This is a genomic window from Bacillus sp. FSL K6-3459, assembly GCF_038003305.1.
Classification (GTDB): domain Bacteria; phylum Bacillota; class Bacilli; order Bacillales; family Bacillaceae; genus Bacillus; species Bacillus pumilus_O.
Genome location: NZ_JBBOOW010000001.1, coordinates 2,177,944 through 2,204,166, shown reverse-complemented (window position 1 = coordinate 2,204,166; position 26,223 = coordinate 2,177,944). Strand labels below are relative to the sequence as shown.

The window sequence follows — 26,223 nt, the reverse complement described above, 5'->3', positions numbered from 1 at the left end:
GGGACACCTTTTGAGTTTTCTCACGGAATGGATCACAAGTATTATTCTCTTTATCTTATTTGCAATTGTCATTGATCTTCTGCTTCCCAATTCAAGCATGCAAAAATATGCCAAAATGGTCGTCAGCCTCCTGTTGATTGTGGTGATGCTCAATCCGATTTTTGCTTTATTTCGGGCAGACCCTGACCGAATTTTCTCAGAATTGATGAAGGGGAAGGAAGAAGCACAGTCAGAAGAAATAAAAAATCAGATGAATTTAGAAAAAAAAGAAATACAAGCCTCTCAGCGTGCATATATTTTAAAGCAAATGGCTGTCCAACTAGAAAAGAGCGCAAAGGAGCCACTGGAGAAGGAGAGCTATGAAATGAAACACGTAGAAGTGTTGGCAGATGAAGAGCACCTGGATCAGAATATGGAGGCCGATCAATTTCGCATCAAAGCAGTTCTTTCCCCGCTCACAGGTGATGCTGTAGAAACGGTGGCAAAGGTGGACATTGATCTCTCCAGGCAAAAGGAGGAAAGCGCTGGATCTTCTAGCAAAGAGATCAAGAGGGTGAAAGAGACGCTTGCAGATGTTTGGAATACGAGTCCTGAGCACATTGCGCTGAACATTGAGGGAGGTGACGCAGCAGATCATGAATAACAAGGACTGGAAACAAAAGCTGAAATCATTCTTGCAGCCGCCTGAAAAAGGTGAGGGGAAACCAAAATTAACGAAGCACCATTACTTACTTCTTGTATTCATCATCGGCGTATCTTTCATGTTAGTCAGTCAGATCTTGTCACCGCCATCAAATAAAGAACAAGCTGCTGTTCCTGCTTCTAAAAAAACAACCTCACAAGAGCAGGAGGTATTCAAGCCGGCATCGTCAAGTAAATCAAAGAATTCGATTGAAGATGTGGAGCAAGAATACGAAAATCAGCTGAAAGAAATTTTAGAGACGATTATTGGCGTTGAGGATGTATCGATTGTGGTCAATGTAGACGCAACTTCTTTAAAAGTGTTTGAAAAAAACAAATCCAATAAAAGCACAACGACCGAAGAAACAGATAAAGAAGGCGGCGTGCGAAGTGTCACCGATCAAACAAAAGAAGAAGAAATCGTCATCATCAAAAATGGCAATGAAGAAACGCCAGTCGTCGTGCAAACGAAAAAACCAGATATTCGAGGTGTTCTCGTTGTTGCTCAAGGAGTAGACAACGTTCAAATAAAGAAAACCATCATTGAAGCGGTTACACGAGTGCTTGATGTACCGAGCCATAGAGTGGCTGTTGCCCCTAAAAAAATCAAGGAGGATTCGGAATGATGTTAAAAAAACAAACGGTTTGGCTATTAACGATGCTAAGTTTAGTTGTCGTCTTAAGTGTGTACTATATCATGTCTCCACAAGGTGAAAATGCAGTGACAGTAGAAGAGATGAAATCAAAAGGAACGGAAGAGAAAAAGACTGAACCAGAAAAAGGAATGGACAAAGGATCGGAAAAAGGCGCTGATAATAAGTCCACTGACAAAGAAACAAATGGTAAACAAGAGGATATCGAAACAAGCGGTGAAGAAGGAAAGGCTGTATCAGAGCAAACAGACGATGAGCTTTTTACAACCTACAGATTAGAGCTTGAAGATAAACGAAGCAAGCAGCGTGAAGAGTTCAATGAAATTGTATCTAGTGATGATGCAACAGCACAAGAAAAAAGCGAAGCGTATGACCAAATGACAGCGCTTAGTGAAGCAGAAGGAACGGAGCGTCAACTTGAAACCTTAATTAAAACAAAAGGTTATAAAGATGCGCTAGTGAGTGCAGAGGGTGATAAAGTGAGCATCACAGTTCGTTCTGACAAAAAATCAAAGGCTCAAGCGGCCGACATTATTGATATGGTCACAAAAGAAATGAGAGGTCTTGATAACGTAGCAGTCACTTTTGAGCCCACTAACGAATAAAAAATGAACAGGCGCCCTTTGCCGAAAAGGGCGTTTTTTGATGCGGTTTGACGCCCTTTCCAAGATGCTCTCGCAAAGTGTTTCGCCACAATAGTAGTTGAATTCAATGAAATCCTCCTGTAAGATGGTTATAGTATGTACTTTTAGTACTAGCCTATAAAGAAAAAGATAAATCCATACATAGGGGTGCAAATCCATGTTAAAAATCGAAGAAATTCATGAACTGATTAAATTAATTGACGAATCTACAATTGATGAATTTACGTACGAAAACGAAGGTGCAAAAATCAAACTGAAGAAAAATAAAGAAGTCGTTCAGCAAGTTGCGGCACAAGCATCAGTGGCTCCTGTCCAAGCAGCTCCAGCTCAACAAGCTCCTAAAGCACAAGCTCCAGCCCAGACCGAAGCCCCTGCACAAGAGGCAGCTGCGTCTGACAATCTGCATAAAATTACATCCCCAATGGTTGGCACATTTTATGCTTCATCTTCACCAGAAGCAGGTCCTTACGTGACAACAGGTTCTAAGGTGAACGAAAACACAGTTGTGTGCATCGTAGAAGCGATGAAACTGTTTAATGAAATCGAAGCAGAAGTAAAAGGTGAAATCGTCGAAGTATTAGCTGAGAACGGTCAGCTTGTAGAATTCGGACAACCCCTCTTTCTAGTGAAAGCAGAGTAAGGAGTACGATCATGATTAAAAAGCTATTAATTGCAAACAGAGGAGAAATCGCAGTTAGAATTATCCGCGCTTGTAAAGAGCTTGGAATTGAAACAGTTGCGGTATTTTCTGAAGCGGATCGCGATGCGCTTCATGTTCAAATGGCTGATGAAGCATATTGCATCGGACCGACTGCTTCAAAAGATAGTTATTTAAATGTCACGAATATTGTCAGTGTAGCAAAATTAACAGGTACAGATGCCATCCATCCAGGATACGGCTTCCTTGCTGAAAATGCAGACTTCGCAGAGCTTTGCGAGGAATGCAATGTCATCTTTGTCGGGCCAACTCCGTCAGCGATTTCCAAAATGGGAACAAAAGATGTCGCAAGGGAAACAATGAAAGACGCTGGCGTTCCGATTGTTCCTGGTTCTCAAGGAATTGTAAAAGATCTTGATGATGCTGTTTCAACAGCAGCAAGTATCGGGTATCCTGTGATTATAAAAGCAACTGCCGGCGGCGGTGGTAAGGGAATCCGTGTGGCTCGTAACGAAGAAGAGCTCATTAACGGTGTCACCATCACGCAGCAGGAAGCAGCGCAAAACTTTGGTAACCCTGGCGTCTATTTAGAAAAGTTCATTGAAGACTTTAGACACGTGGAAATCCAAGTGCTTGCAGATCAGCATGGCAATACCATTCATTTAGGAGAGCGTGATTGCTCAATCCAAAGAAGAATGCAAAAGCTTCTTGAAGAAACGCCATCACCAGCGCTGAATGCAGACATCCGTGAGCAAATGGGTGAAGCAGCCGTAAAAGCTGCAGAAGCTGTTGAATACACTGGTGCTGGAACAGTCGAATTCATTTATGATTATAATGAAGAGAAGTTCTACTTCATGGAAATGAATACCCGTATTCAAGTAGAGCATCCTGTAACAGAAATGGTCACAGGTGTTGACTTGATCAAAGAACAAATTAAAGTGGCATCAGGTGAGAAGCTTTCTCTTACACAAGAGGATGTCGTATATGAAGGATGGGCAATCGAATGCCGTATTAATGCAGAGAACCCAGAGAAAAACTTCATGCCATCAGCTGGTGAAATTAAAATGTATCTTCCGCCAGGCGGTCTAGGAGTACGAGTTGATTCTGCCGCTTATCCAGGCTATGTGATTCCGCCATATTACGATAGTATGATTGCAAAGGTAATCACATATGGTAAGACGAGAGAAGAAGCGATTGCGAGAATGAAACGTGCGCTTCAAGAATTCGTCATTGAAGGAGTCTACACAACGATCCCATTCCATCTAAGATTGCTTGAGCATGAAACATTTGTGAGTGGTAATTTTAATACGAAGTTTTTAGAAATATACCAAATCATGAAATAATCACAGCTTTCGGAGGTGAATGATCGTGTCAGAAAACAATTTGCTTGAAATGAACCTTGATGAAGATCAATTGGGAAAAGTGCAAATTGCACCAGAAGTGATTGAGGTCATTGCTGGGATCGCCGCTTCAGAAGTCGAAGGCATTGCCGAAATGCGCGGCAATTTCGCTGCTGATGTAGCAGAACGCTTTGGTAAAAAAAATCACCGTAAAGGTGTGAAAGTAGATGTCTATGATGAAGGCATCACCATCGATGTATATTGTGTGGTTGAATTTGGCCTATCCATTCCAAAGGTATCCACTGCTGTACAAGAAAATATCCGTCAAACTCTTTTGAACATGACTGCCTTAACGATTAATGAAATCAATATTCATGTCGTTGGTATTCAATTTGATACAAAGTCAGCTGAGGCTGAAGTAGATCAAGAAATGTAAAAAAGAGTTCAAGTGAAACCAAGGAGGCATCGCCTCTTTGGTTTTTTAAAGCCCATTTTTGGGCCATTTTCGAATCATAATGACCTCATACGTGGATTGATTCGTTTTTCGTCACAGCTCGCATGGATCTTGGTGCGACCACGGTCAAAATATGTTATGATCTCTGTATGGCTTAACGACAAGCGGATAAAGTGGTTAAAGGAGTAAATAATGAAAAGAAGAACTGCAAGAGAAAAGGCGCTACAAACATTATTTCAAATTGATGTGAGCAATATTGATCCGAAAGAGGCCATTACACATGCGCTGGATGAACAAGAATCAGATCCTTTTTTCGAGGAGCTGGTTTTCGGTGTGCTTGAACAAAAGGACAAGCTCGATGATATGATTTCACAGCATTTAGTGAATTGGAAACTCGATCGTATTGCAAACGTAGACAGAGCCATTTTAAGGCTGTCTGTGTACGAGATGGTGTATCAAGAAGATATCCCGGTTAGTGTCTCAATGAATGAAGCGATTGAACTGGCCAAATTATTCGGTGATGATAAAGCGCCGAAATTTGTAAATGGAGTACTTTCAAACATTAAAAACGACCTAAAGCAGCAATAGGAGGATTCGACATGACAGCAACAATCATCGATGGGAAAGAAACAGCAAAAGAAAAGCGTGAGCAATTAGCAAAAGAAGTAGAAGAGCTAAAACAAAAAGGTGTCACACCTGGTCTTGCCGTTATTCTAATCGGTGATGATCCGGCTTCACTTTCTTACGTACGCGGGAAGAAAAAAGCAGCAGAAGCAATGGGGATGCATTTCCAGCTAGATCATTTAGATGCTTCTTTAACAGAAGGAGAATTGCTTCAGCTCATTGATCAGTACAATGCGAACGATCAATTCCACGGGATTCTTGTTCAGCTTCCACTGCCAAAACATATTTCTGAAAAAGCCGTGATAGAACGTATTTCACCTGAAAAAGATGTGGATGGTTTCCATCCTCTGAATATCGGGAAAATGCTTCTTGGGGAAGACACATTCCTTCCATGCACACCAGCAGGGATTGTTGAATTACTCAACAAAACGGGTGTCAACCTTTCTGGAAAAGAAGTCGTTGTTGTCGGACGCAGCAATATTGTCGGTAAACCGGTAGGACAATTGCTGTTAAACGAAAACGCAACGGTTACTTATTGTCATTCAAGAACAGCGAATATTTCAGAACATACGTTGAAAGCGGATATTTTAGTTGTTGCCGTCGGTCGAGCAAACTTTATTAAAGCTGACCAAATTAAAGAAGGCGCTATTGTGATTGATGTAGGAGTCAATCGTTTAGATACCGGGAAGCTTGTTGGAGATGTTGATTTTGAAGAGGCAAAAGAAAAAGCTTCTTATATCACACCAGTCCCTGGCGGAGTCGGTCCAATGACGATTACGATGCTTGCACATAATACGGTTAAATCAGCAAAACGTACATTAGCATAAGCTTTATCCATTCATCCACCTGCATGCTGCTGGTGGATGAATGTGCGTTTTTGAAGAGGAGGAATACGTCATGAGTGAAAAAGCCTTTGTGACGGTCACAGCCCTTACAAAATACATAAAAAGAAAATTTGATGTTGATCCGCATTTGGAAGATATTTGGATCAAAGGTGAGTTATCCAATGTCAAGATTCATTCAAGAGGGCATGTGTACTTTACCTTAAAAGACGAAAACGCACGCATGCAAGCTGTCATGTTCCAGCGCTCTGCGGCGAAGCTGCCTTTTTCACCTAAGAGTGGAATGAAAGTATTTGTACGCGGCGGAATTCAAGTCTATGAACCAAGCGGCAATTATCAGTTATATGCGAAAGAAATGCAGCCTGATGGTGTTGGTGCTCTTCATCTTGCTTATGAAGAGCTAAAGAAAAAGCTAGCAAGTGAAGGCTTATTTGATGCGCGCTATAAAAAGCCAATCCCTGAATATCCAGAGGTTGTTGGTGTCATTACGTCTCCAACAGGAGCGGCTGTTCGAGATGTCATTACGACCATCAATAGGCGCTATCAGCAGGCGAAAATCATTGTGCTTCCGGCGCTCGTCCAAGGTGAGCATGCGACCCGTTCCATCGTAGAGCGGATCAAGGAAGCGAATGAAAAACAGCTCTGTGATGTCTTGATTGTCGGAAGAGGAGGCGGTTCGATTGAAGAGCTTTGGGCTTTTAATGAAGAAGCTGTGGCAAGGGCGATCTTCGCATCAGACATTCCAATCATATCTGCAGTTGGGCACGAAACAGACTTTACGATCAGTGATTTCACTGCAGATATGAGAGCACCCACACCAACAGGAGCAGCCGAACTTGCTGTTCCTAGCACGACGGATTTAATAGAGCGAATCAAATCAATTGATATACGGCTAACAAGAGCTGTGAAGAATCAAACCTCACAAGCAAAAGACCGCCTTTTGGCGCTGCAGTCCTCTTATGCCTTCCGTTTCCCAAAGCGATTACAGGAGCAAAAAGAGCAGCAATTCGATTTGGTATTTGACCGTTTTCAAAAACAGCTGACAAGACAAATTGAGCAAAAACGCAGTCAGCTAGACCGCCAGACATACAGGCTGAAGCCGCTTCATCCTAAAGAGCAGCTGCTTCAAGCGAAAAAAAGACATGCTAATGAAACAGAACAACTCATTCGTAGTATGAATGTGCAAATGAAAACAATTCATTCGCAGTTCCAATCGGTTCTTGGTAAACTAAATGCATTAAATCCACTTCAAGTGATGGAAAGAGGCTACAGCTTAGCCTATAAAGAAGATGAATTAATAAAAAGTGTGAACCAAGTAGAGACGAAGGATCAGCTGACTATCACGATGAAGGATGGACGTCTCATTTGTGAGGTTATTGAGAAGGAGGGGCAATCATCATGACAGAATCCAATAAACAAAAAGAAGAACAAATGACATTTGAAGAGGCGATGAAAGGTCTTGAGGAGATTGTGGGAAAGCTCGAAGAGGGAGATGTACCACTTGAGCAGGCCATTCATTATTTTCAAGAAGGGATGACCCTTTCGAAGCTTTGTCATGAAAAATTACAGCATGTTGAAAAACAAATGGATTTCATTTTAAAAGAGGACGGTGAGCTGGCTCCCTTCTCGGTGAAGGAGGCAGATGCTGGTGACAAGTAATTTAAATGAATTTTTAACAACACGAAAACAGGCCATCGAAGATTATTTATTTACATATGTTCAGGAATTGACAATTCCTGAAGATCTGAAATCTTCTATGCTCTATTCACTGAAAGCGGGCGGGAAAAGGCTTCGACCTGTTCTCGTTCTTGCTCTTCTAAATGCCTACGGTAAAAATGAAGAAGATGGTATACCTGTCGGCTGTGCGGTTGAGATGATTCATACGTATTCATTGATACATGACGACCTTCCTTGTATGGACGACGATGACCTTCGTAGAGGAAAACCGACGAATCATAAAGTGTACGGAGAAGCAACAGCGGTTCTCGCAGGTGATGCCCTTTTAACAGAGAGCTTCCGTCTGATTACATCACAGCTGTCTAGCAACGTCTCTGCTGATAAAAAACTCAGAATTGTAGATGAACTTGTAAAGTCAGCAGGTGCACTAGGAATGGTTGGCGGTCAATTTGATGACATGGAAGCAGAGCAAAAACAAGTGTCGCTTGCTGAACTAGAATCCATTCACGCCCGTAAAACAGGAAAGCTTCTCACATTCAGCGTCGCAGCTGGTGCAATGCTGGCAGGAGCATCAGATGACGATATCGAAAAGCTAAGGGAATTCAGCTATCATATTGGCATTGCGTTTCAAATCCGTGATGATATTTTAGATCTCGAAGGAAGCGAAGAGAAAATCGGAAAACGGGTCGGCTCTGATACAGCAAATGAAAAGTCGACATATCCTTCTTTATTAACGCTTTCAGGAGCAAAAGAAAAACTGGATGAGCACATCACGCGTGCAAAAGAAATCGTCTCAAATCTCCAATTAGAGCAGCAATTGCTGCATGGTTTATGTGATCTAATTGCCTCAAGAGATCATTAAAAACAGCCTAGATTTGAGGGTCCTCGAGCAATTGTGGTAAACTGTAAACAGTTTATTATGATGAGACAACTCTTATTCCCTACTGGTTTTCAAAGGAATAAGGCATTATAGATGTATATAGAAATTTTGTTGAAAGCGAGTTGATCCTAATTGGATCTTTTATCAATAAAAAATCCAACGTTTCTAAAAGGAATGTCAAATGCAGAATTAGAGGAGCTCAGTGCTGACATTCGCATGTTTTTAATTGAATCCTTAGCTAACTCTGGAGGGCATATCGGTCCGAACCTCGGAGTCGTTGAACTGACTGTTGCGCTTCATAAAGTATTTGACAGCCCAAAAGACAAGTTCCTCTGGGATGTTGGACATCAGTCTTATGTTCATAAGCTGTTAACGGGAAGAGGGGCGGAGTTTGATACACTTCGTCAATATAAAGGGCTTTGCGGTTTTCCTAAACGAAATGAAAGCGAGCATGATGTTTGGGAAACAGGTCACAGTTCAACCTCGTTATCTGGCGCGATGGGTATGGCGGCAGCGCGTGATATCAAAGGGACAGATGAATATATCCTGCCGATTATCGGAGACGGTGCACTAACCGGAGGTATGGCGCTAGAAGCTTTGAATCATATCGGTGATGAAAAGAAAGATATGATTGTGATCTTAAATGACAATGAAATGAGTATTGCGCCAAACGTCGGTGCGATTCATACTATGCTTGGCAGATTGCGTACAGCTGGCAAATACCAATGGGTTAAGGACGAGCTCGAATATTTATTCAAGCGCATTCCAGCTGTAGGTGGTAAGCTTGCTGCCACAGCAGAGCGTATCAAAGACAGTCTCAAGTATTTACTTGTATCTGGCATGTTCTTTGAGGAAATGGGGTTTACCTACTTAGGTCCTGTCGATGGACATTCGTATGAAGATCTTTTTGAAAACCTTGAATATGCCAAGAAAACAAAAGGTCCTGTTCTTCTGCATGTCATCACAAAAAAAGGAAAAGGCTACCAGCCAGCAGAGTCCGATAAAATCGGGACTTGGCACGGTACGGGTCCATACAAAATCGATACAGGTGATTTTGTAAAACCGGCAGCAGCAGCTCCGTCTTGGAGTGGTCTCGTCAGTGAAACGGTCAGAAAGCTGGCGCGGGAAGATGAGCGGATTGTTGCGATCACGCCTGCGATGCCTGTTGGTTCAAAGCTTGAAGGCTTTGCAAAGGAATTTCCAGAGCGAATGTTTGATGTAGGAATTGCCGAGCAGCATGCAGCCACAATGGCAGCTGGGCTTGCGACGCAGGATATGAAGCCATTTTTAGCGATCTATTCAACGTTCCTGCAAAGAGCCTATGACCAAGTGTTGCACGATATTTGCCGCCAGAATCTCAATGTGTTTATTGGCATTGATCGTGCGGGACTTGTCGGTGCAGATGGAGAAACCCATCAAGGTGTGTTTGATATTGCCTTTATGCGTCATATGCCAAATATGGTGCTCATGATGCCAAAAGATGAAAATGAAGGACAGCACATGGTCAATACAGCCATTCAGTATGATGACGGTCCTATTGCTATGCGTTTCCCGCGCGGTAATGGGCTAGGTGTCAAAATGGATGAACAGCTGAAGACCATTCCGATTGGGTCCTGGGAGGTTCTTCGTCCAGGGAAGGATGCTGTGATTTTAACATTTGGTACGACGATTAAAATGGCGCTTCAAGCAGCAGAAGAACTTCAAAAAGAAGGGAAATCGGTTCGTGTGGTCAACGCTCGTTTTATTAAGCCTCTTGATGAAGCGATGTTAAATGATATTCTTTCTGAAGGTATTCCAATTTTAACGATTGAAGAAGCTGTGCTCCAAGGCGGATTTGGCAGCAGCGTCTTAGAATATATACACGATAAAAAAGCTTCTCATATTAAAGTAGAACGTATGGGCATTCCAGATGAATTTATTGAGCATGGAAGTGTTGATGCCCTACTTGAAGAAATTGGGTTGACGAAGGTACAGGTTGCTGACACTTTACGTGACCTGCTTCCCGCAGCACCAAGAAAAGGAATTGGATCATGACATCAAAGAAAGAACGACTTGACGTTTTATTAGTCGAACAAGGACTAATGGAAACGAGAGAGAAAGCAAAGCGTGCCATCATGGCAGGGATCGTTTACTCAAATGAAAACCGTTTGGATAAACCAGGAGAGAAAATCGCACGTGATACACCGCTCACTGTGAAAGGGAACCCTCTGAAATATGTGAGCCGCGGCGGATTAAAGCTGGAAAAAGCGCTAAAAGAATTCGACTTAACCGTTGAAGGGAAATTGCTAATTGATATTGGTTCATCAACAGGTGGTTTTACAGATTGTGCTCTTCAAAATGGAGCAGTCAAATCATATGCTGTTGATGTTGGCTACAATCAACTTGCGTGGAAATTAAGGCAGGATGACAGGGTCATCGTCATGGAGCGCACCAATTTCCGTCATTCCGTCCCAGCAGATTTTACTGAAGGATTGCCAGAAGTAGCGTCAATTGATGTCTCTTTTATTTCACTGAAACTCATTCTGCCGGCTTTAAAGCACATTCTTGTCCCTGGCGGAGACTGTATTGCACTCGTCAAGCCTCAATTTGAAGCAGGCAGAGAGCTTGTTGGGAAAAAAGGCATCGTGCGAGACCCATCTGTCCACCTTGGTGTACTCGAAGAGATGAATCAATTTGCTGCAAAAGAAGGCTATGATGTGAAGGATGTCTCATTTTCACCTATTACTGGCGGTGACGGGAATATTGAGTTCCTGCTCCATTTAAAGCTTCATCCCGATCAAGAAGAGAATGCGGCACTCCCGGTTTCAGAGCTTGAAAAGATCGTCAAGGAAGCCCATTCTGTATTGAAAGAAAAGAAAAACAGTCCTGAGCCGGCTGACACATGAGGTTGAAACAAAAGGAATAATAGCTCGCTATTATTCCTTTTAGATTGTTGGCAAAGGGCTAAAATGATCTTTATTTTAGCCCTTTGGCTTCTTTACGGCGTGATAGAAAACCTTTGAAGTCTAGGAAGGACGAGCATCGGAGCGGAGCGAATTTAACATTCGTGAGCACCGAAGCAGAGACCTGACACCGAATGCGAGGGTTTGTCTACACGCTGAGGGAATAATAGCTCGCTATTATTCCTTTTTACATGGTCAAAAGATGAGAATTGGCCGTTTCTCACGTAACGCTTGTTTTTTGAACTGTGATTCATATAACATAGAACGTAAAGACAAACTGAGATTAAACGCCTAGGGGGGTCAAAAATGACTAAAGGTCAAAGGCATATTAAGATTAGAGAAATCATCGCGAGTCAAGAGATTGAAACACAAGATGAACTAGTCGATATTTTAAAAGCCGATGGATATAACATTACACAAGCGACCGTTTCAAGAGATATTAAAGAATTGCAATTAGTGAAAGTGCCGACGAATAATGGAACATATAAATACAGCCTTCCTGCGGATCAACGGTTTAATCCGCTGTCTAAACTAAAGCGATCCTTAATGGATGCATTTATTAAAATGGATGCTGCCAGTCATTTAATCGTCCTCAAAACTATGCCGGGTAATGCACAGGCGATTGGGGCTTTAATGGATAATTTAGATTGGGAAGAAATCATGGGAACCATTTGCGGAGATGACACCATTTTGATCATTTGCCGCACACCAGATGATACGGAAACAGTTTCAAGCAAAATTTTAGAACTTCTATAAAGAATCAGGTTTACAAAAAGAGGTGTCAAATGAGTGTTAGCAGAACTAACCATTAAAAACTTTGCAATCATTGAAGAGTTAACGGTTTCATTTGAAAAAGGACTCACAGTTCTAACAGGGGAAACAGGTGCAGGGAAATCCATCATGATTGACGCTGTCTCACTTCTTGTGGGAGGTAGAGGGTCGTCTGAATTTGTTCGTTATGGTGAGAAAAAGGCTGAGCTTGAAGGGCTTTTTCTTGTACCAGCAGCTGATCACCCTGTATTCGCTTTATGTGAGGAGCAGGGAATTGACGCATCGGATGAAATGATGATTCTTCGCCGTGATATGAACAATAACGGGAAAAGCATCTGCCGCATCAATGGCAAGCTCGTCACAATCTCACTTTTACGCGAAGTAGGACGCCTTTTGCTCGATATACATGGACAGCACGATAACCAGTTATTGATGGAGGATGAAAACCATCTGCATTTGCTCGATCAATTTGGTGCAGAAGAAATTGCACCTGCTTTGTCGCAGTATCAAGAAGCATATGAGCAATACACAAAGACAGCCCAAAAGCTAAAACAGCTCTCTGAGAATGAGCAAGAAATGGTGCACCGGTTAGATTTACTGCAATTTCAGCTAGAGGAGATTGAAGCGGCGCAATTAGAGCCGGGAGAAGATGAGAAGCTTCAAGAAGAGCGCCATCAGATCAGCAACTACGAAAAAATCTTTTCCTCACTCCAAAACGCCTATAATGCCTTGCGCAATGAACAGGGGGGACTTGATTGGGTTGGCATGTCATCAAGCGAGCTGGAGCAAGTTTCTGAGATCAACGACGATCTGAAAAAGCTATCCGAACAAGTGTCGAACTCCTACTACTTATTAGAGGATTCGACGTTCCAAATGCGGGGCATGCTGGATCAATTAGAGTTCGACCCAGCACGTCTTGATTTTATTGAGTCTAGGCTGAATGAAATGAAACAGTTAAAGCGGAAGTACGGGACAACGGTTGAGGAAATTTTGGAGTATGCGGCGAAGATTGAAGAAGAAATCGATCAAATTCAAAATCGAGACACTCATCTGCAGACGCTTAAAAACAAACTGGATGCAATGAGCCGTGACGCACTGCTTGAAGCACTTAACGTTTCGGAGCTTCGTAAAAAATGGGCCAAAAAGCTAGCGAAGCAAATTCAAACAGAACTAAAGGATTTATATATGGAGAAGTCAACGTTTGATACATCCTTTTCCATTCGATATGCGCCTTATAGCAGCACAGATAATCCGCTCCTAGATGGAAAGCCCGTCCAGCTTGGAAAAAACGGAATTGACCAAGCTCAATTTGTGATTTCTACTAATCCTGGCGAACCGATGAAATCTTTATCAAAAGTAGCCTCTGGTGGAGAAATTTCACGAGTCATGCTCGCCGTGAAAAGTATCTTCTCAGCCAAACAAGAAGTCACTTCCATTATTTTCGATGAGGTCGATACGGGCGTAAGCGGCAGAGTTGCACAGGCGATTGCCGAAAAAATTTACAAAGTGGCGACTGGCTCACAAGTGCTTTGCATTACGCACCTCCCGCAAGTAGCAGCAATGGCTGACACGCACCTCTTCATTTCAAAACGCTCTAAAGCTGGTAGAACACTGACAAGTGTCAAACCATTAAGTCATGAAGAAAAAGTGAGTGAAATTGGCCGAATGATTGCGGGGGTGGAAGTGACTGAGTTGACAAAACAGCATGCAAAAGAATTGCTCCACCAAGCAAATGATGTCAAAACAACAGGGTAGCTGAAAAACCAGCTGCCTTTTTTATATTGTGTCAAAATCGCTGTATATACCCACGAAATCGTCTTTTTCTTTTATCAATTTATCCAATCATTTTCTATCGCTGCTGGTTATAAATCAAAGCGAAGAAGGCAAAAGTAAAGATGTAGCCAAAACATGAGTGTTCTGGTGTGGGTAAGGAGCGAGGAGAGTGAAAAATGAATGCCCGAAAAGATGAGAAAAGCCATTGGTGTGATTCTCCTTGTTTCTTTAATAAGTACAGGGTTTATGAGCATAGTGAAGGAATACATCAGCATTCCAACAAATGTTGCTGTATTTGAAAAACAGAAGCACTCAATTGACACATCAATAGAAGCGTCATCCAATGCTTCTTCGCAAGCCTTTAGTCTTTCAGAGAAAAAGAATCAGCTTGAAGTAACAGGACAAAAGGCAGGAAAAGCCGAAATTGTTTATGATTTTAAAGGATTTCCTATTAAGAAAACAAAAGTCGACGTTCTCCCTGAATTAAAAGTCGTTCCTGGAGGACAATCCATTGGCGTCAAGCTCCATTCTGTAGGAGTTCTCGTTGTAGGTTTTCATCAAATCACAACAGCAGACGGCAAAAAATCACCAGGCGAAGCCGCAGGCATTCAATCAGGGGATATGATCATTGAAATCAATGGTCAAAAGATGGAGAAAATGAACGACCTCACCCCATTTATCCAGAAAGCAGGAAAAACAGGTGAAACGCTTCGTTTACTCATAAAAAGAGACCATAAAACCTTTCAAACAACATTAACACCCGCAAAAGATGCAAGTGAAGGCACGTATCGAATTGGTCTTTACATTCGAGATTCCGCAGCAGGAATCGGCACAATGACCTTCTATGAACCATCTTCTAAAAAATATGGTGCCCTTGGTCATGTCATTTCTGACATGGATACAAAAAAACCAATTGTTGTCGACAATGGTGAGATTGTCAGATCAACCGTAACATCGATTGAAAAAGGCACAGGAGGCAATCCTGGAGAAAAATTGGCAAGATTCTCTTCCGAACGAAAAACGATAGGGGATATCTCCCGCAACAGTCCATTTGGTATCTTTGGTACGTTAACCGAAAGCCTTGAAAATCATGTATCAGACAAACCACTTCCAGTTGCTTTATCAAATGAAGTAAAAGAAGGACCAGCAGAAATTTTAACCGTTGTTGATCATGATAAAGTGGAGAAGTTTGATATTGAAATCGTCAGCACGACTCCGCAGAAATTTCCGGCAACAAAAGGGATGGTATTAAAGGTAACAGATGAGCGTCTTCTAAGTAAAACGGGCGGTATCGTCCAAGGCATGAGCGGAAGCCCGATCATCCAAAACGGAAAAGTCATCGGGGCGGTCACACACGTATTTGTCAATGACCCGACCAGCGGCTACGGCGTACACATTGAATGGATGCTGTCAGAAGCAGGCATCGATCTTTATCAAAAAAACAAAAAAGCAAGCTGATCATCAAACTGCCGCGAATTTTCCGGCAGTTTTTTTCTCCCCTTTCTTTCTCTGTCATCATGTTATAAAATAAGGAAAAAGAGATTTTTCGACAAAATGGAAATGAGCATGTTGTCAAATTGCAATAATCGTCGATTCGTTAAGAAAAACGTAGAAAAAGCAAGATAATGCTCTATTATTCGGAAAATTAAAGTTTTTTAAAGGGGATAGCATGGTTTTGTCGAATTGAACACTCAGAAGAGAAATACAAAAGACTAAAGGAATCGACATTGGGGAGGAAAGAACGTGGAGAAAATTAAAGTGTGTGTAGCTGATGACAATCGAGAGCTTGTTGGCCTTTTGACAGAGTATATCGAGGGACAGGAAGATATGGAAGTGCTAGGCGTGGCGTATAATGGTCAGGAATGTCTGACATTATTTAAAGATAAAGAGCCCGACGTTCTCCTCTTAGATATTATCATGCCTCATTTAGATGGCCTTGCTGTACTGGAACGCCTCCGTGAAAACAATGACATGACCAAACAGCCAAGTGTGATTATGCTAACAGCGTTTGGACAAGAAGATGTGACGAAAAAAGCAGTGGATTTGGGCGCATCTTATTTCATTTTAAAGCCATTTGATATGGAAAACTTAGTCGGTCATATTCGTCAAGTCAGTGGAAACGGCACACAAGTCACCCATCGATCTTCATCTATCCAAAACAGTGTTCTTCGAAATAAACCTGAGCCGAAACGTAAAAACTTAGATGCAAGCATTACGACGATTATTCATGAGATTGGCGTACCCGCCCATATTAAAGGTTACTTATACTTAAGAGAAGCCATTTCGATGGTGTACAATGACATCGAACTTCTCGGAAGCATCACAAAAGTGTTGTATCCAGACATTGCGAAGAAATTTAACACGACCGCGAGCAGAGTAGAACGGGCGATTCGTCATGCGATTGAAGTGGCTTGGAGCAGAGGAAACATCGATTCCATTTCCTCACTCTTTGGTTATACAGTCAGCATGTCTAAAGCAAAACCAACCAATTCGGAATTTATCGCAATGGTGGCTGATCGTCTACGCTTGGAACATAGAGCTAGCTAGTTCATTTTCATAAAAAAACGTTTCTTCAAAGAGGCGTTTTTTTATTTTGGAAAGTATTGTTAAAAATTGTTTGTGTTGATACAATCATCTTATTGTCTCATTTGGACAATACAGCTTGTTTTATTTTCAGAATAAAATGAAAAATAGAGCATGAATGAAATGGGTATGACATAAATTAGTGGTAATCAGCTACGCCAATCAATTGTTAGGTCTTCAAAATAGAAGAAGGAAACGCTCATTCGTAAGAAAAAGGATGAGAGGAAAAGGTCTGATGGATTTGGTAAATAAAGCAAATGAGATCGAAAGTTCTATTGCTATTGACCTGATTGGTTGGCGTTTTAAAGTCACTGGCTTCTTAGAGATTGTGCCATTTGAACTGAATATTCCCATTGTCGAATTTAATAATTTTCACATTCTTTTACTATGCTATAATAATGAAAAGAAGAGGGTGAGGTTATGGGAAAGCTGAAAATCCACTCTGCTGAGGTAGCGAACGAAATTAGCAAGTGGACGAGGGTCATTTCTCAAAATGACCTAGAAAAATCTGCTATCTATAAAGAGAAAATTCAGAATTTGCTAAAAAATACAGATGAAGACCGTGAAGTTCTCCTGTATTATCAGCTTGTTAATGGCAGACATGAAATGTTACTTGGAAATATTGAAAAAGCCAATCACATTATGAAGAGTGTCGGAACGCTTGATGAGAAAGCAGATGACATTATTAATTTTTATTTTTACTTTTACAAAGGCCAATATGCTGCATATGTGAAAAAGTATGATGAAGCCATCAGCTTTTACAAAATTGCAGAACAACGCCTAAAACGTGTAAATGAGGACCTTGAAGTAGGAACTTTTCATCATAAGGTTGCATCAATCTATTACGAACTGAAACAAAATTTCATATCCATTAATCATATCAAAAAAGCCATCGATACGTTCAAAGCGCATGAAGAGTATACAGCGCAGGCGATTGACAGCTTGATTTTACATGCAAGTAATTGTATCGATTTGATCCAATTTGACGAAGCGGAAGAAAAATACCAAGAAGCACTTGAGAAAAGTAAACGCATTAACAATGAAGTGCTGATTGGGAAATGCTATCACAATTTAGCTGTTCTTTATTATGCAAAGCATGATTACGAAAAAAGCGCAAAATATGCCAAAAAAGGGATGGGCATTCAAATGCACCGTGACAATAGCCATTATTACATCCAATCTTTATATGTTCTAGCAAATGCCTTGGTTCATCTAGGAGATCAAGAGGCGAAGGAATATATTAAAGAAGGCATTATGTATAGCTGCGATATCCAAAATAATGAATATATAGTAAAATTTGAAATTTTGGATTTGATGTGCGAAAATAGTGGAGCAGCAGACGTATTCTCTGAAAAATTAGACTACATAGAAAAAAATAGATTATATGTGGAGCTTGAGGATTTGTCTGAACAAATATCGAAATACTTCAAGGAACGAAATGATTATCAAAATGCCATTCGTTTTCTTGAAAAGAAATTCGATGCACAAATACTTCAAAAGAAAGTGGAGGTTATCTTATGAAAAAGTTGTTGTTAGGTTTAACCATCGTTACAGCAGTCGCAGTTGTTTCTTCCCTTTTTGCTCTTGACGCCGAGACGACAGAGCAAGCCATCAGAGCGATTACGTGATCGAATTTATACAGAACCTCTTCGTACTCATCAGAAGAGGTTTTTTTATGTGCTGAAACTGGAAAAATGAAAAGAGAGACGTCATAATGAAAGGAAGCATCAGACTTAGAGGTGACATATGACGAAAATTTTTGCACACAGAGGTTTTAAAGGAATCTATCCTGAAAATACGATGATAGCCTTTGAGCACGCACTTCATTCAGGAGCTGACGGGATTGAGCTGGATGTCCAGCTGACGAAAGATGGCAGGCTTGCTGTCATTCACGATGAGAAGCTGAACAGAACAACGAATATGACAGGCTTAGTGAAAGACCATACATATGATGAGTTAAAAGCAGGAGATGCGAGTCATTCTTTTTATGAAGAAACCGGTGCTGTATCCATTCCTCTTTTAGAGGAAGTATTAGAGCTCGTGACGCCGCAATCATCACTCATTATGAATATTGAACTGAAAAACTCCATTTATCGATATCCAGGTATTGAAGAGAAGGTAAAGGAGCAAATTGAACACTTTCAAATAGAAGATCGTGTACTTGTCTCATCGTTTCATCACGGCAGTTTAGCTTTTTTTCACAAGCTAATGCCGCATGTTGAGCTTGCTGTTCTCACAATGGATGTGATTCATCAGCCAGAGATGTATATAAAAACAGTACCTGCAAGAGGGTATCACCCGAATATAAAGGGTGCAGGGGTAACAAAAGAAGTCGTATCGGCTCTCCATGCTGACCAGCAAGTCATCAGGCCATTTACAGTCAACAGTGAAAAGCAAATGAAAAACATGTTTTCTTTAGGTGTCGACGGAATCTTCACAGATTTTCCTGATAGAGCCGTTAAAATAAGAGAAGAAATGAAATAAAGACCTGCGATCAATAGCGGGTCTTTTTTCATGTTTATCTCTGTTTAAAGCGGGTGGTTACTTTATTTCGTTTTCGGTCTCTATATAAAATAAAGCCAGCAACTACGTAAAGACCTCCTCCTAAAAAAACCAACCCTGCAATTCCTTGCAGCCATAAAAATGGAAATGGTGCAATGATGATACCGAAAACAGTGTCGCGCAACAGCTTAATCCCAAGTGCAGCAAGCGCGCCAGGTATTAAAATAATCACTAATGCAAGTATTCTCCCCATCAAATGTCCCCTTAAACGTCATTTACTTCCATTGTCTAATTCAAAAAATATTTTGTCAAGAAAGGAAAACGTGGTAATATAAGAGTTGTGCAATTTTTTGCAACGGAAAAATATGGTGTGCAAATTTTTTCATATAAAGGGGTAACGGGATGCAGAGAGTCTTGATTGTCGGTGCAGGACAGGGTGGATCAGCATTACTTGAAACATTGCTGAAAACAAATATGATTCAAATCGTTGCAATCGCCGACCTTGATCTTGGGGCACCGGGGATGGTAGAAGCGAAAAAGAATGGAATTGATACGACAACGGATTGGAAAGAATACATAAAAGATGACATTGATATCATCATCGAAACAACGGGCAGTTCAGTTGTTCTTAAAGAACTGATGGAAGAAAAAACAGAGCAGTCTGTCATTGTTCCAAGTTCGATGGCTTACGTCATATCAGAATTAATGTCAGAAAAGCATCAGCTCATTCAAATATTAAAAGAACAAACCTATAAACATGACCGCATTTTTAATGCAACGAATGATGGCATGATTTTTATTAACATGGATGAAGAAGTCGTTCTGTTTAATCGATCGGCTGCCAAAATGGTTGGACGTTCGCAAAAAGATGCGATTGGCCGGCACATACGTGAAGTGATCCCTAATACAAAACTCCCCGATATTTTAAGGTCGAGGGAGCCAGAATTTCATCAAAAACAATTTCTGAATCAGCAAATACAAATTGTTACAACACGTTTGCCGATTATTGATGATGCAGGAAGAATGCTAGGCGCTCTATCCATTTTTAAAGATATTACAGATGCAGTGGAACTTGCAGAAGAAGTCACAAACCTCAAAGAAGTGCGCACGATGCTCGAGGCTATCATTCAATCATCAGATGAAGCGATATCCGTCGTAGATGAGCAGGGAAAAGGAATTTTAATTAACCGAGCTTATACGAAAATGACGGGATTAACAGACAAAGAGGTTGTAGGCAAACCTGCGGGTGCGGATATTTCTGAAGGGGAAAGCATGCATTTGAAGGTGCTTGAAACAAGAAGGCCGGTTCGAGGCGTCAGAATGAAAGTCGGACCGAATAAGAAGGATGTGATCGTCAACGTAGCACCAGTGATCGTTGATGGCATTTTAAAAGGCAGTGTCGGCGTCATTCATGACGTATCAGAAATTCAATCACTCACGAATGAATTAAATAAAGCGAGACAGCTCATCCGAACACTTGAGGCAAAGTACACTTTTGAAGACATTATTGGAGAAAGTGAGCAAATGCTTGTGGCGCTTGAGCAGGCAAAGCTAGGGGCAAAAACACCAGCCACCATTTTACTCAGAGGAGAGTCAGGTACTGGGAAAGAATTATTTGCGCACGCTATACACAATGAAAGTGACCGCAAATATAATCGTTTTGTGAGAGTCAACTGTGCTGCCTTATCAGAAACACTTTTAGAGTCAGAGCTTTTTGGCTACGAGGAAGGTGCATTTTCTGGTGCGAGGCGAGGCGGGAAGAAAGGGCTGTTTGAAGAAGCGAATCATGGCAGTATCTTTTTAGATGAGATTGGTGAAATGACGCCAAGTACACAAGCGAAATTATTACGCGTCATGCAGGAGAAAGAAATTGTGAGAGTAGGCGGAACAAAAGCGATACCAGTTGATGTGCGTGTGATTACTGCAACAAATGTCAATATTGAAAAAGCGATGGCGGAAGGTAAGTTCAGAGAGGACTTATATTACCGGATGAACAGATATCCGATCTCTATTCCGCCTCTAAGGCAGCGCCTTGAAGACATTGACTCCTTAAGTAAACGTCTCATTCAGAAAATCAATTTAGACTATGGTCGAAATGTGAGCGGCTTAACAGAAGGTGCGCTCGATAGACTTCGATCCTACAGCTGGCCAGGGAACGTAAGAGAACTGGAAAATGTTCTTGGACGAGCCATGATCTTTTTGAATCCGCAAGAAGAATGGATCGATGAAGATCATATTTCCTTCATGGAGTCAGAAGAGCAGGAAGAAAAAGAGCAGCAGGAACTAGCTGTCAGTCAATTTGAGGGAGAGACTCTTTCGGATGCTGTTGAAGCGTTTGAAGCGCAGCTGATTAAACAAACCCTTGAAAAGCATCAATTCAACCGCACGAAAACAGCGAAAACGTTAGGGATTAGCATTCGAAATCTTTACTATAAAATGGATAAATATCAACTTGCAAAAGATAGCATGCAATAAAATGCACGTTACCTGCAAGAAGTTGCACGTATTTCATGCGAAATGCCATATTTCGCTGCGTTTCAAGCTGGCATAGAACTTGCATATAAAAACCATGAACCCGAGCATAAGGAAAGGTGGGCATATATGAAGCTTGACGATCTGATTATGAAAGCTGCCCAGCTGCAGAATAAAACTGCTGCTGTGGCTCATGCAGAAGACGAAGAAGTGCTTCATGCCATCAAGATGGCAATTGAACGCAAAGTCGCTCGCTTCCTGCTGGTTGGGAACAAACGCAACCTGAAGGAGCTGGTGAAACAGCATGAGATCAATGAAGACTGGATAGATATTATTCATTCGGATTCTCCTGAAGAATCAGCCAAAATTGCCGTGCAGGCAGTGAGTGAGAAGCATGCGGATATATTGATGAAGGGACATGTCACGACAGCCGTTCTTTTAAAAGCTGTTCTGAATAAAGAGTACGGGCTACGGACGGCGAGTGTTCTATCACATGTCGCGGCATTCGAAGTGCCAGGCTTTGATCGGTTTATTTATGTCACGGATTCTGCGATGAACATCGCGCCTGATTTAAACATGTTCAAAGAGATCACGATCAATGCTGTTCAAGTAGCACAAGCTGTCGGAAATGACATGCCAAAGGTGGCCGTGTTATCTGCGGTAGAGGTTGTGAACCCGGCAATGGATTCCACATTGACAGCGGCAAGCCTGGCGCAAATGAATAGGCGAGGGCAAATTTCTGGCTGCCTCATTGACGGACCTTTGGCATTAGACAATGCCATTTCTCAAACAGCCGCTTCTCATAAAAATATTACGAGTGATGTCGCCGGTCATGCAGATATTTTGCTTGTGCCAACGATTGAAGCAGGAAACATTCTTTATAAATCTCTCATCTACTTTGCACATGCAAAGGTGGGGGCTGTGGTGGCAGGAGCGAAGGCGCCGATTGCTTTAACAAGCCGGTCGGATACAGCCGAAAGTAAGCTTTATTCAATCGCGCTTGCCATCTGTACATCAAATTAAGCGAAAGTCATAGGAGGAATAAACATGGAACTTTTTAAATATATGGAACGATACGATTATGAGCAGCTTGTATTTTGTCAGGATGAACAGTCTGGTTTAAAAGCCATCATTGCCATTCATGATACAACACTTGGGCCAGCATTAGGTGGGACAAGAATGTGGACATATGAAAATGAAGAAGCAGCGATCGAAGATGCGCTTCGTCTAGCAAGAGGGATGACTTATAAAAACGCAGCAGCAGGTCTGAATCTTGGCGGCGGGAAAACAGTTATCATCGGTGACCCAAGAAAAGATAAAAATGAAGAAATGTTCCGTGCGTTTGGACGCTACATACAAGGGTTGAATGGCCGCTATATCACAGCGGAGGATGTCGGTACAACGGTAGAAGACATGGATCTGATTCATGAAGAAACAGACTTTGTGACAGGTATTTCTCCTGCATTTGGCTCATCCGGAAACCCGTCACCTGTTACGGCTTACGGTGTATATAAAGGGATGAAAGCTGCTGCCAAAGCTGCATTCGGTACCGATTCATTAGAAGGAAAAACGATTGCAGTCCAAGGTGTTGGGAATGTCGCGTACAATTTGTGTAAACATCTGCACGAAGAAGGCGCACAGCTAATTGTCACAGATATCAACAAAGACTCTGTAAAACGAGCTGTAGAAGACTTTGGCGCAAAAGCAGTAGACCCTGACGATATTTATGATCAAACATGTGATATTTATGCACCTTGTGCACTTGGTGCAACGATTAATGATGTAACGATTCCTAAGCTGAAAGCAAAAGTGATCGCAGGTGCAGCGAATAACCAGCTGAGAGAAACGCATCACGGCGATCTGATTCATGAAATGGGCATTGTGTATGCACCTGATTATGTAATCAATGCAGGCGGCGTCATTAACGTTGCTGATGAACTTTATGGTTATAATGCAGATCGTGCGATGAAAAAGGTAGAAGGTATTTACCAAAACATTGAACGCGTCATTGAAATTTCAAACCGTGATGCCATTCCAACTTATAAAGCGGCAGACCGATTGGCGGAGGAGCGAATTGAAAGAATGCGCAAATCAAGAAGTCAATTCCTGCAAAATGGCCAACATATATTAAGTCGTCGCTAATTAGAAGAATGAGTTGAAACGGAGGTTTTCTTTTTGCTGACAAAAGAATGGCGTATTCTCACAATTAATCCTGGCTCTACTTCAACAAAAATCGGTGTGTTTCACAATGAACGATCTATTTTTGAAACAACACTGAGACATACAGATGAGGAATTAAAGCAATTCCCTCATATCATTGATCAGTTTTCATTTCGTAAAGAAACCATCCTGAAGACGCTGCATGAACAAGGGATGAACATCTCAAAGTTTGATGCAGTTTGTGCGCGCGGCGGTCTTCTTCGTCCGATTGAAGGTGGCACATATGAAGTCAATGAGCAAATGGTGCAAGACCTGAAAGAAGGATATGCTGGACAGCATGCCTCTAATCTAGGCGGTATCATCGCACGAGAAATTGCACTTGGCTTGAACATCCCAGCTTTTATTGTCGATCCAGTTGTAGTGGATGAACTAAAACCAATTGCTCGTATTTCAGGGCTGCCAACGATTGAAAGAAAAAGCATCTTCCATGCATTAAACCAAAAAGCAGTCGCAAGAAAAACAGCTGCATCTTTTGGGAAGCGCTACGAAGATTTGAACATGATTATTACACATATGGGCGGCGGCATCACGATTGGTGTCCATGAAAAAGGGAAAGTCATTGATGTCAATAACGGACTACATGGCGAAGGACCTTTCAGTCCGGAGCGAGCGGGAACCTTGCCAACAGGTGATCTTGTCAATCTTTGCTTTTCTGGTGAGTACACCCAAGAGGAAATGCTGAAGCGCATTATTGGTGAAGGTGGTCTTGCGGGCTACCTTGGTACGACAGATGCTGTGAAAGTAGAGCGGATGATTGAAGCAGGCGATGAACGAGCAGCGCTGATTTATGAGGCGATGTGCTATCAAATTGCCAAAGAAATTGGTGCGGCTAGTGCTGTCCTAAAAGGCGCAGTTGACGTCATTGTTCTAACAGGCGGACTTGCGTATAGCAAACAAATTACATCAAGTATTAGAGGTCACATTGACTGGATTTCAGATGTTGTCGTGTATCCAGGTGAAAATGAACTGCAATCCTTAGCGGAAGGTGCACTTCGTATTTTAAAAGAAGAAGAATCTCCGAAAGAATACCCAAATGATCAACAGATGAAGAAAGGAGTGACAAGTCATGGCAACTGAATATGACCTCGTCATTCTTGGTGGAGGCACAGGCGGCTATGTAGCGGCCATTCGTGCCTCGCAGCTTGGATTGAAAACAGCAGTTGTAGAAAAAGAAAAGCTTGGCGGAACATGTCTCCATAAAGGATGCATTCCGTCTAAGGCGCTCCTTAGAAGTGCTGAAGTCTATCAAACCGTCAAACGTGCTGCTGATTTTGGCGTTGAGGCAAATGGCATCGCTTTGCAGTTTGCCAATGTGCAGAAAAGAAAAGCAGAGATTGTAGAGAAACTAGCAGGCGGCGTTAAACATTTAATGAAACAAGGGAAAATTGATGTTTATGAAGGGATCGGCCGCATTCTTGGTCCATCTATCTTTTCACCAATGCCAGGAACCATCTCCGTAGAAATGGCAAATGGAGATGAAAATGAAATGCTCATTCCAAAGCAGGTCATCATTGCGACCGGTTCAAGACCACGTGTTCTGCCTGGGCTTGAAGCAGATGGGACGCACATACTTACATCAGATGATGCACTAGAACTGCCAGAGCTTCCGCAGTCGATGCTCATTGTCGGCGGCGGGGTGATCGGAATCGAGTGGGCTTCTATGCTCAATGATTTTGGTGTGAAGGTGACGGTGATTGAATTTGCAGATCGCATATTGCCGACAGAGGATCATGACATTTCTAAAGAAATGGAAAAGCTTTTATCTAAAAAAGGCATCACCTTTATGACAAATGCGAAAGTATTGCCAGATACCGTCAAAAAGCAGGAGAACCTCGTGACGATTAAAGCAGAAAAGGATGGAGACATTCAGACGTTTGAAGCGGAAAAACTTCTTCTATCAGTCGGCAGAGTACCAAATATTGAAGGCATTGGTCTTGAAAACACAGACATCCAAACAGAAAAACAAGGCATTGTCGTGAATGAACATTATCAAACGAAAGAATCACATATTTATGCAATAGGAGATGTCATTGGCGGACTTCAGTTGGCACATGTGGCTTCACACGAAGGTATGATTGCTGTGGAGCATATGGCTGGTCAAGATCCAAAGCCGCTCGATGAAACGCTCGTTTCTAAATGTGTTTACTCTCACCCGGAAACCGCTAGTGTTGGGCTCACTGAACAGGCGGCAAAAGAGCAAGGCTTCGAAGTCAAAATGGGGAAATTCCCATTCATGGCGATCGGAAAAGCACTTGTATACGGGGAGTCAGATGGATTTGTCAAAATCATTGCTGATCAAAAGACAGATGATATTTTAGGGATTCATATGATTGGTCCTCATGTCACAGATATGATATCTGAAGCTGGATTAGCTAAAGTACTTGATGCAACGCCGTGGGAAGTCGGGCAAACAATTCACCCGCACCCAACCTTGTCAGAGGTGATTGGCGAGGCAGCCCTTGCTGTTGACGGGAAAGCGATCCATTTTTAATCAAGGAGGGAAATAA

Annotated in this window: 26 protein-coding genes; 25 read left to right on the top strand and 1 reads right to left on the bottom strand. The window is 41.9% G+C overall.

Annotated elements, in window-relative coordinates:
• Positions 1-10 precede the first annotated feature (10 nt).
• The 20 genes from spoIIIAF (at position 11) to MHI35_RS10985 (ending at position 19,006) form a co-directional block, all read left to right on the top strand.
• The gene (gene spoIIIAF, locus MHI35_RS11080) at positions 11-643 is read left to right on the top strand and encodes a stage III sporulation protein AF (protein ID WP_211064176.1); all 633 of its coding nucleotides are present in this window, start codon (positions 11-13) and stop codon (positions 641-643) included.
• A complete protein-coding gene (gene spoIIIAG, locus MHI35_RS11075) occupies positions 636-1,307 on the top strand; it encodes a stage III sporulation protein AG (protein WP_144521036.1) in 672 nt (223 codons plus the stop codon). Before spoIIIAF ends, spoIIIAG begins: the two co-directional genes overlap by 8 nt.
• Positions 1,307-1,939 (top strand): SpoIIIAH-like family protein, encoded by a 633-nt coding sequence (locus tag MHI35_RS11070; RefSeq protein ID WP_211064237.1) that lies wholly within the window; start codon positions 1,307-1,309, stop codon positions 1,937-1,939. The genes spoIIIAG and MHI35_RS11070 overlap by 1 nt, the downstream gene beginning before the upstream one ends.
• A 196-nt stretch (positions 1,940-2,135) precedes the next feature.
• The gene (gene accB / locus MHI35_RS11065; protein ID WP_012010533.1) at positions 2,136-2,618 is read left to right on the top strand and encodes an acetyl-CoA carboxylase biotin carboxyl carrier protein; all 483 of its coding nucleotides are present in this window, start codon (positions 2,136-2,138) and stop codon (positions 2,616-2,618) included.
• Between the two features lie 11 nt (positions 2,619-2,629).
• Entirely contained in the window at positions 2,630-3,979 is a 1,350-nt protein-coding gene (accC, locus tag MHI35_RS11060; protein WP_211064177.1) for an acetyl-CoA carboxylase biotin carboxylase subunit, read from the top strand.
• 25 nt (positions 3,980-4,004) lie between these two features.
• Positions 4,005-4,412, top strand: coding sequence for an Asp23/Gls24 family envelope stress response protein (locus MHI35_RS11055; protein ID WP_211064178.1), 408 nt, complete (start codon positions 4,005-4,007; stop codon positions 4,410-4,412).
• A gap of 210 nt (positions 4,413-4,622) precedes the next feature.
• A complete protein-coding gene (gene nusB / locus MHI35_RS11050; RefSeq protein WP_012010530.1) occupies positions 4,623-5,018 on the top strand; it encodes a transcription antitermination factor NusB in 396 nt (131 codons plus the stop codon).
• Positions 5,019-5,029: 11 nt separating this feature from the next.
• On the top strand, positions 5,030-5,881 hold the full coding sequence (gene folD / locus MHI35_RS11045) for a bifunctional methylenetetrahydrofolate dehydrogenase/methenyltetrahydrofolate cyclohydrolase FolD (protein ID WP_335349185.1): 852 nt from the start codon (positions 5,030-5,032) through the stop codon (positions 5,879-5,881).
• A gap of 70 nt (positions 5,882-5,951) precedes the next feature.
• The gene (gene xseA, locus MHI35_RS11040; RefSeq protein WP_012010528.1) at positions 5,952-7,298 is read left to right on the top strand and encodes an exodeoxyribonuclease VII large subunit; all 1,347 of its coding nucleotides are present in this window, start codon (positions 5,952-5,954) and stop codon (positions 7,296-7,298) included.
• Entirely contained in the window at positions 7,295-7,555 is a 261-nt protein-coding gene (locus MHI35_RS11035; protein WP_003215880.1) for an exodeoxyribonuclease VII small subunit, read from the top strand. The genes xseA and MHI35_RS11035 overlap by 4 nt, the downstream gene beginning before the upstream one ends.
• Positions 7,539-8,435, top strand: a complete 897-nt coding sequence (locus MHI35_RS11030) for a polyprenyl synthetase family protein (protein WP_213019783.1) — start codon at positions 7,539-7,541, stop codon at positions 8,433-8,435. Before MHI35_RS11035 ends, MHI35_RS11030 begins: the two co-directional genes overlap by 17 nt.
• Before the next feature lie 150 nt (positions 8,436-8,585).
• Entirely contained in the window at positions 8,586-10,487 is a 1,902-nt protein-coding gene (dxs, locus tag MHI35_RS11025; protein WP_211064180.1) for a 1-deoxy-D-xylulose-5-phosphate synthase, read from the top strand.
• A complete protein-coding gene (locus MHI35_RS11020; RefSeq protein WP_144557038.1) occupies positions 10,484-11,338 on the top strand; it encodes a TlyA family RNA methyltransferase in 855 nt (284 codons plus the stop codon). Before dxs ends, MHI35_RS11020 begins: the two co-directional genes overlap by 4 nt.
• Before the next feature lie 363 nt (positions 11,339-11,701).
• A complete protein-coding gene (gene ahrC, locus MHI35_RS11015; RefSeq protein WP_211064181.1) occupies positions 11,702-12,151 on the top strand; it encodes a transcriptional regulator AhrC/ArgR in 450 nt (149 codons plus the stop codon).
• Between the two features lie 33 nt (positions 12,152-12,184).
• Positions 12,185-13,921 (top strand): DNA repair protein RecN, encoded by a 1,737-nt coding sequence (gene recN / locus MHI35_RS11010; protein WP_211064182.1) that lies wholly within the window; start codon positions 12,185-12,187, stop codon positions 13,919-13,921.
• 198 nt (positions 13,922-14,119) lie between these two features.
• On the top strand, positions 14,120-15,397 hold the full coding sequence (gene spoIVB, locus MHI35_RS11005; protein ID WP_211064183.1) for a SpoIVB peptidase: 1,278 nt from the start codon (positions 14,120-14,122) through the stop codon (positions 15,395-15,397).
• Between the two features lie 285 nt (positions 15,398-15,682).
• Positions 15,683-16,486, top strand: a complete 804-nt coding sequence (spo0A, locus tag MHI35_RS11000) for a sporulation transcription factor Spo0A (RefSeq protein ID WP_012010520.1) — start codon at positions 15,683-15,685, stop codon at positions 16,484-16,486.
• A gap of 271 nt (positions 16,487-16,757) precedes the next feature.
• Positions 16,758-16,955, top strand: coding sequence for a hypothetical protein (locus MHI35_RS10995; protein WP_041815709.1), 198 nt, complete (start codon positions 16,758-16,760; stop codon positions 16,953-16,955).
• Positions 16,943-18,043 (top strand): Rap family tetratricopeptide repeat protein, encoded by a 1,101-nt coding sequence (locus tag MHI35_RS10990; protein ID WP_144521056.1) that lies wholly within the window; start codon positions 16,943-16,945, stop codon positions 18,041-18,043. The genes MHI35_RS10995 and MHI35_RS10990 overlap by 13 nt, the downstream gene beginning before the upstream one ends.
• A 225-nt stretch (positions 18,044-18,268) precedes the next feature.
• A complete protein-coding gene (locus MHI35_RS10985; protein ID WP_335349186.1) occupies positions 18,269-19,006 on the top strand; it encodes a glycerophosphodiester phosphodiesterase in 738 nt (245 codons plus the stop codon).
• Between the two features lie 34 nt (positions 19,007-19,040).
• Here MHI35_RS10985 and MHI35_RS10980 read toward each other — a convergent pair whose 3' ends face one another.
• Positions 19,041-19,277: a DUF2627 domain-containing protein gene (locus MHI35_RS10980; RefSeq protein ID WP_003215815.1), complete on the bottom strand. Its 237-nt coding sequence runs from the start codon at positions 19,275-19,277 to the stop codon at positions 19,041-19,043.
• A 149-nt stretch (positions 19,278-19,426) separates the two neighbouring features.
• Here MHI35_RS10980 and MHI35_RS10975 point away from each other — a divergent pair, with 149 nt between their 5' ends.
• The 5 genes from MHI35_RS10975 to lpdA are packed head-to-tail and all read left to right on the top strand — an operon-like array spanning position 19,427 to position 26,207.
• Complete coding sequence (locus MHI35_RS10975; RefSeq protein WP_335349187.1) at positions 19,427-21,499, top strand: sigma-54-dependent Fis family transcriptional regulator; 2,073 nt, start codon at positions 19,427-19,429, stop codon at positions 21,497-21,499.
• 42 nt (positions 21,500-21,541) lie between these two features.
• Positions 21,542-22,519, top strand: a complete 978-nt coding sequence (gene yqiS / locus MHI35_RS10970; RefSeq protein ID WP_260982958.1) for a phosphate butyryltransferase — start codon at positions 21,542-21,544, stop codon at positions 22,517-22,519.
• A 24-nt stretch (positions 22,520-22,543) separates the two neighbouring features.
• Entirely contained in the window at positions 22,544-23,638 is a 1,095-nt protein-coding gene (bcd, locus tag MHI35_RS10965; RefSeq protein ID WP_144521062.1) for a branched-chain amino acid dehydrogenase, read from the top strand.
• Positions 23,639-23,671: 33 nt separating this feature from the next.
• Positions 23,672-24,793, top strand: a complete 1,122-nt coding sequence (buk, locus tag MHI35_RS10960) for a butyrate kinase (protein WP_144521064.1) — start codon at positions 23,672-23,674, stop codon at positions 24,791-24,793.
• Positions 24,783-26,207: a dihydrolipoyl dehydrogenase gene (gene lpdA / locus MHI35_RS10955; protein ID WP_211064186.1), complete on the top strand. Its 1,425-nt coding sequence runs from the start codon at positions 24,783-24,785 to the stop codon at positions 26,205-26,207. The genes buk and lpdA overlap by 11 nt, the downstream gene beginning before the upstream one ends.
• The last annotated feature ends 16 nt before the right edge of the window (positions 26,208-26,223 follow it).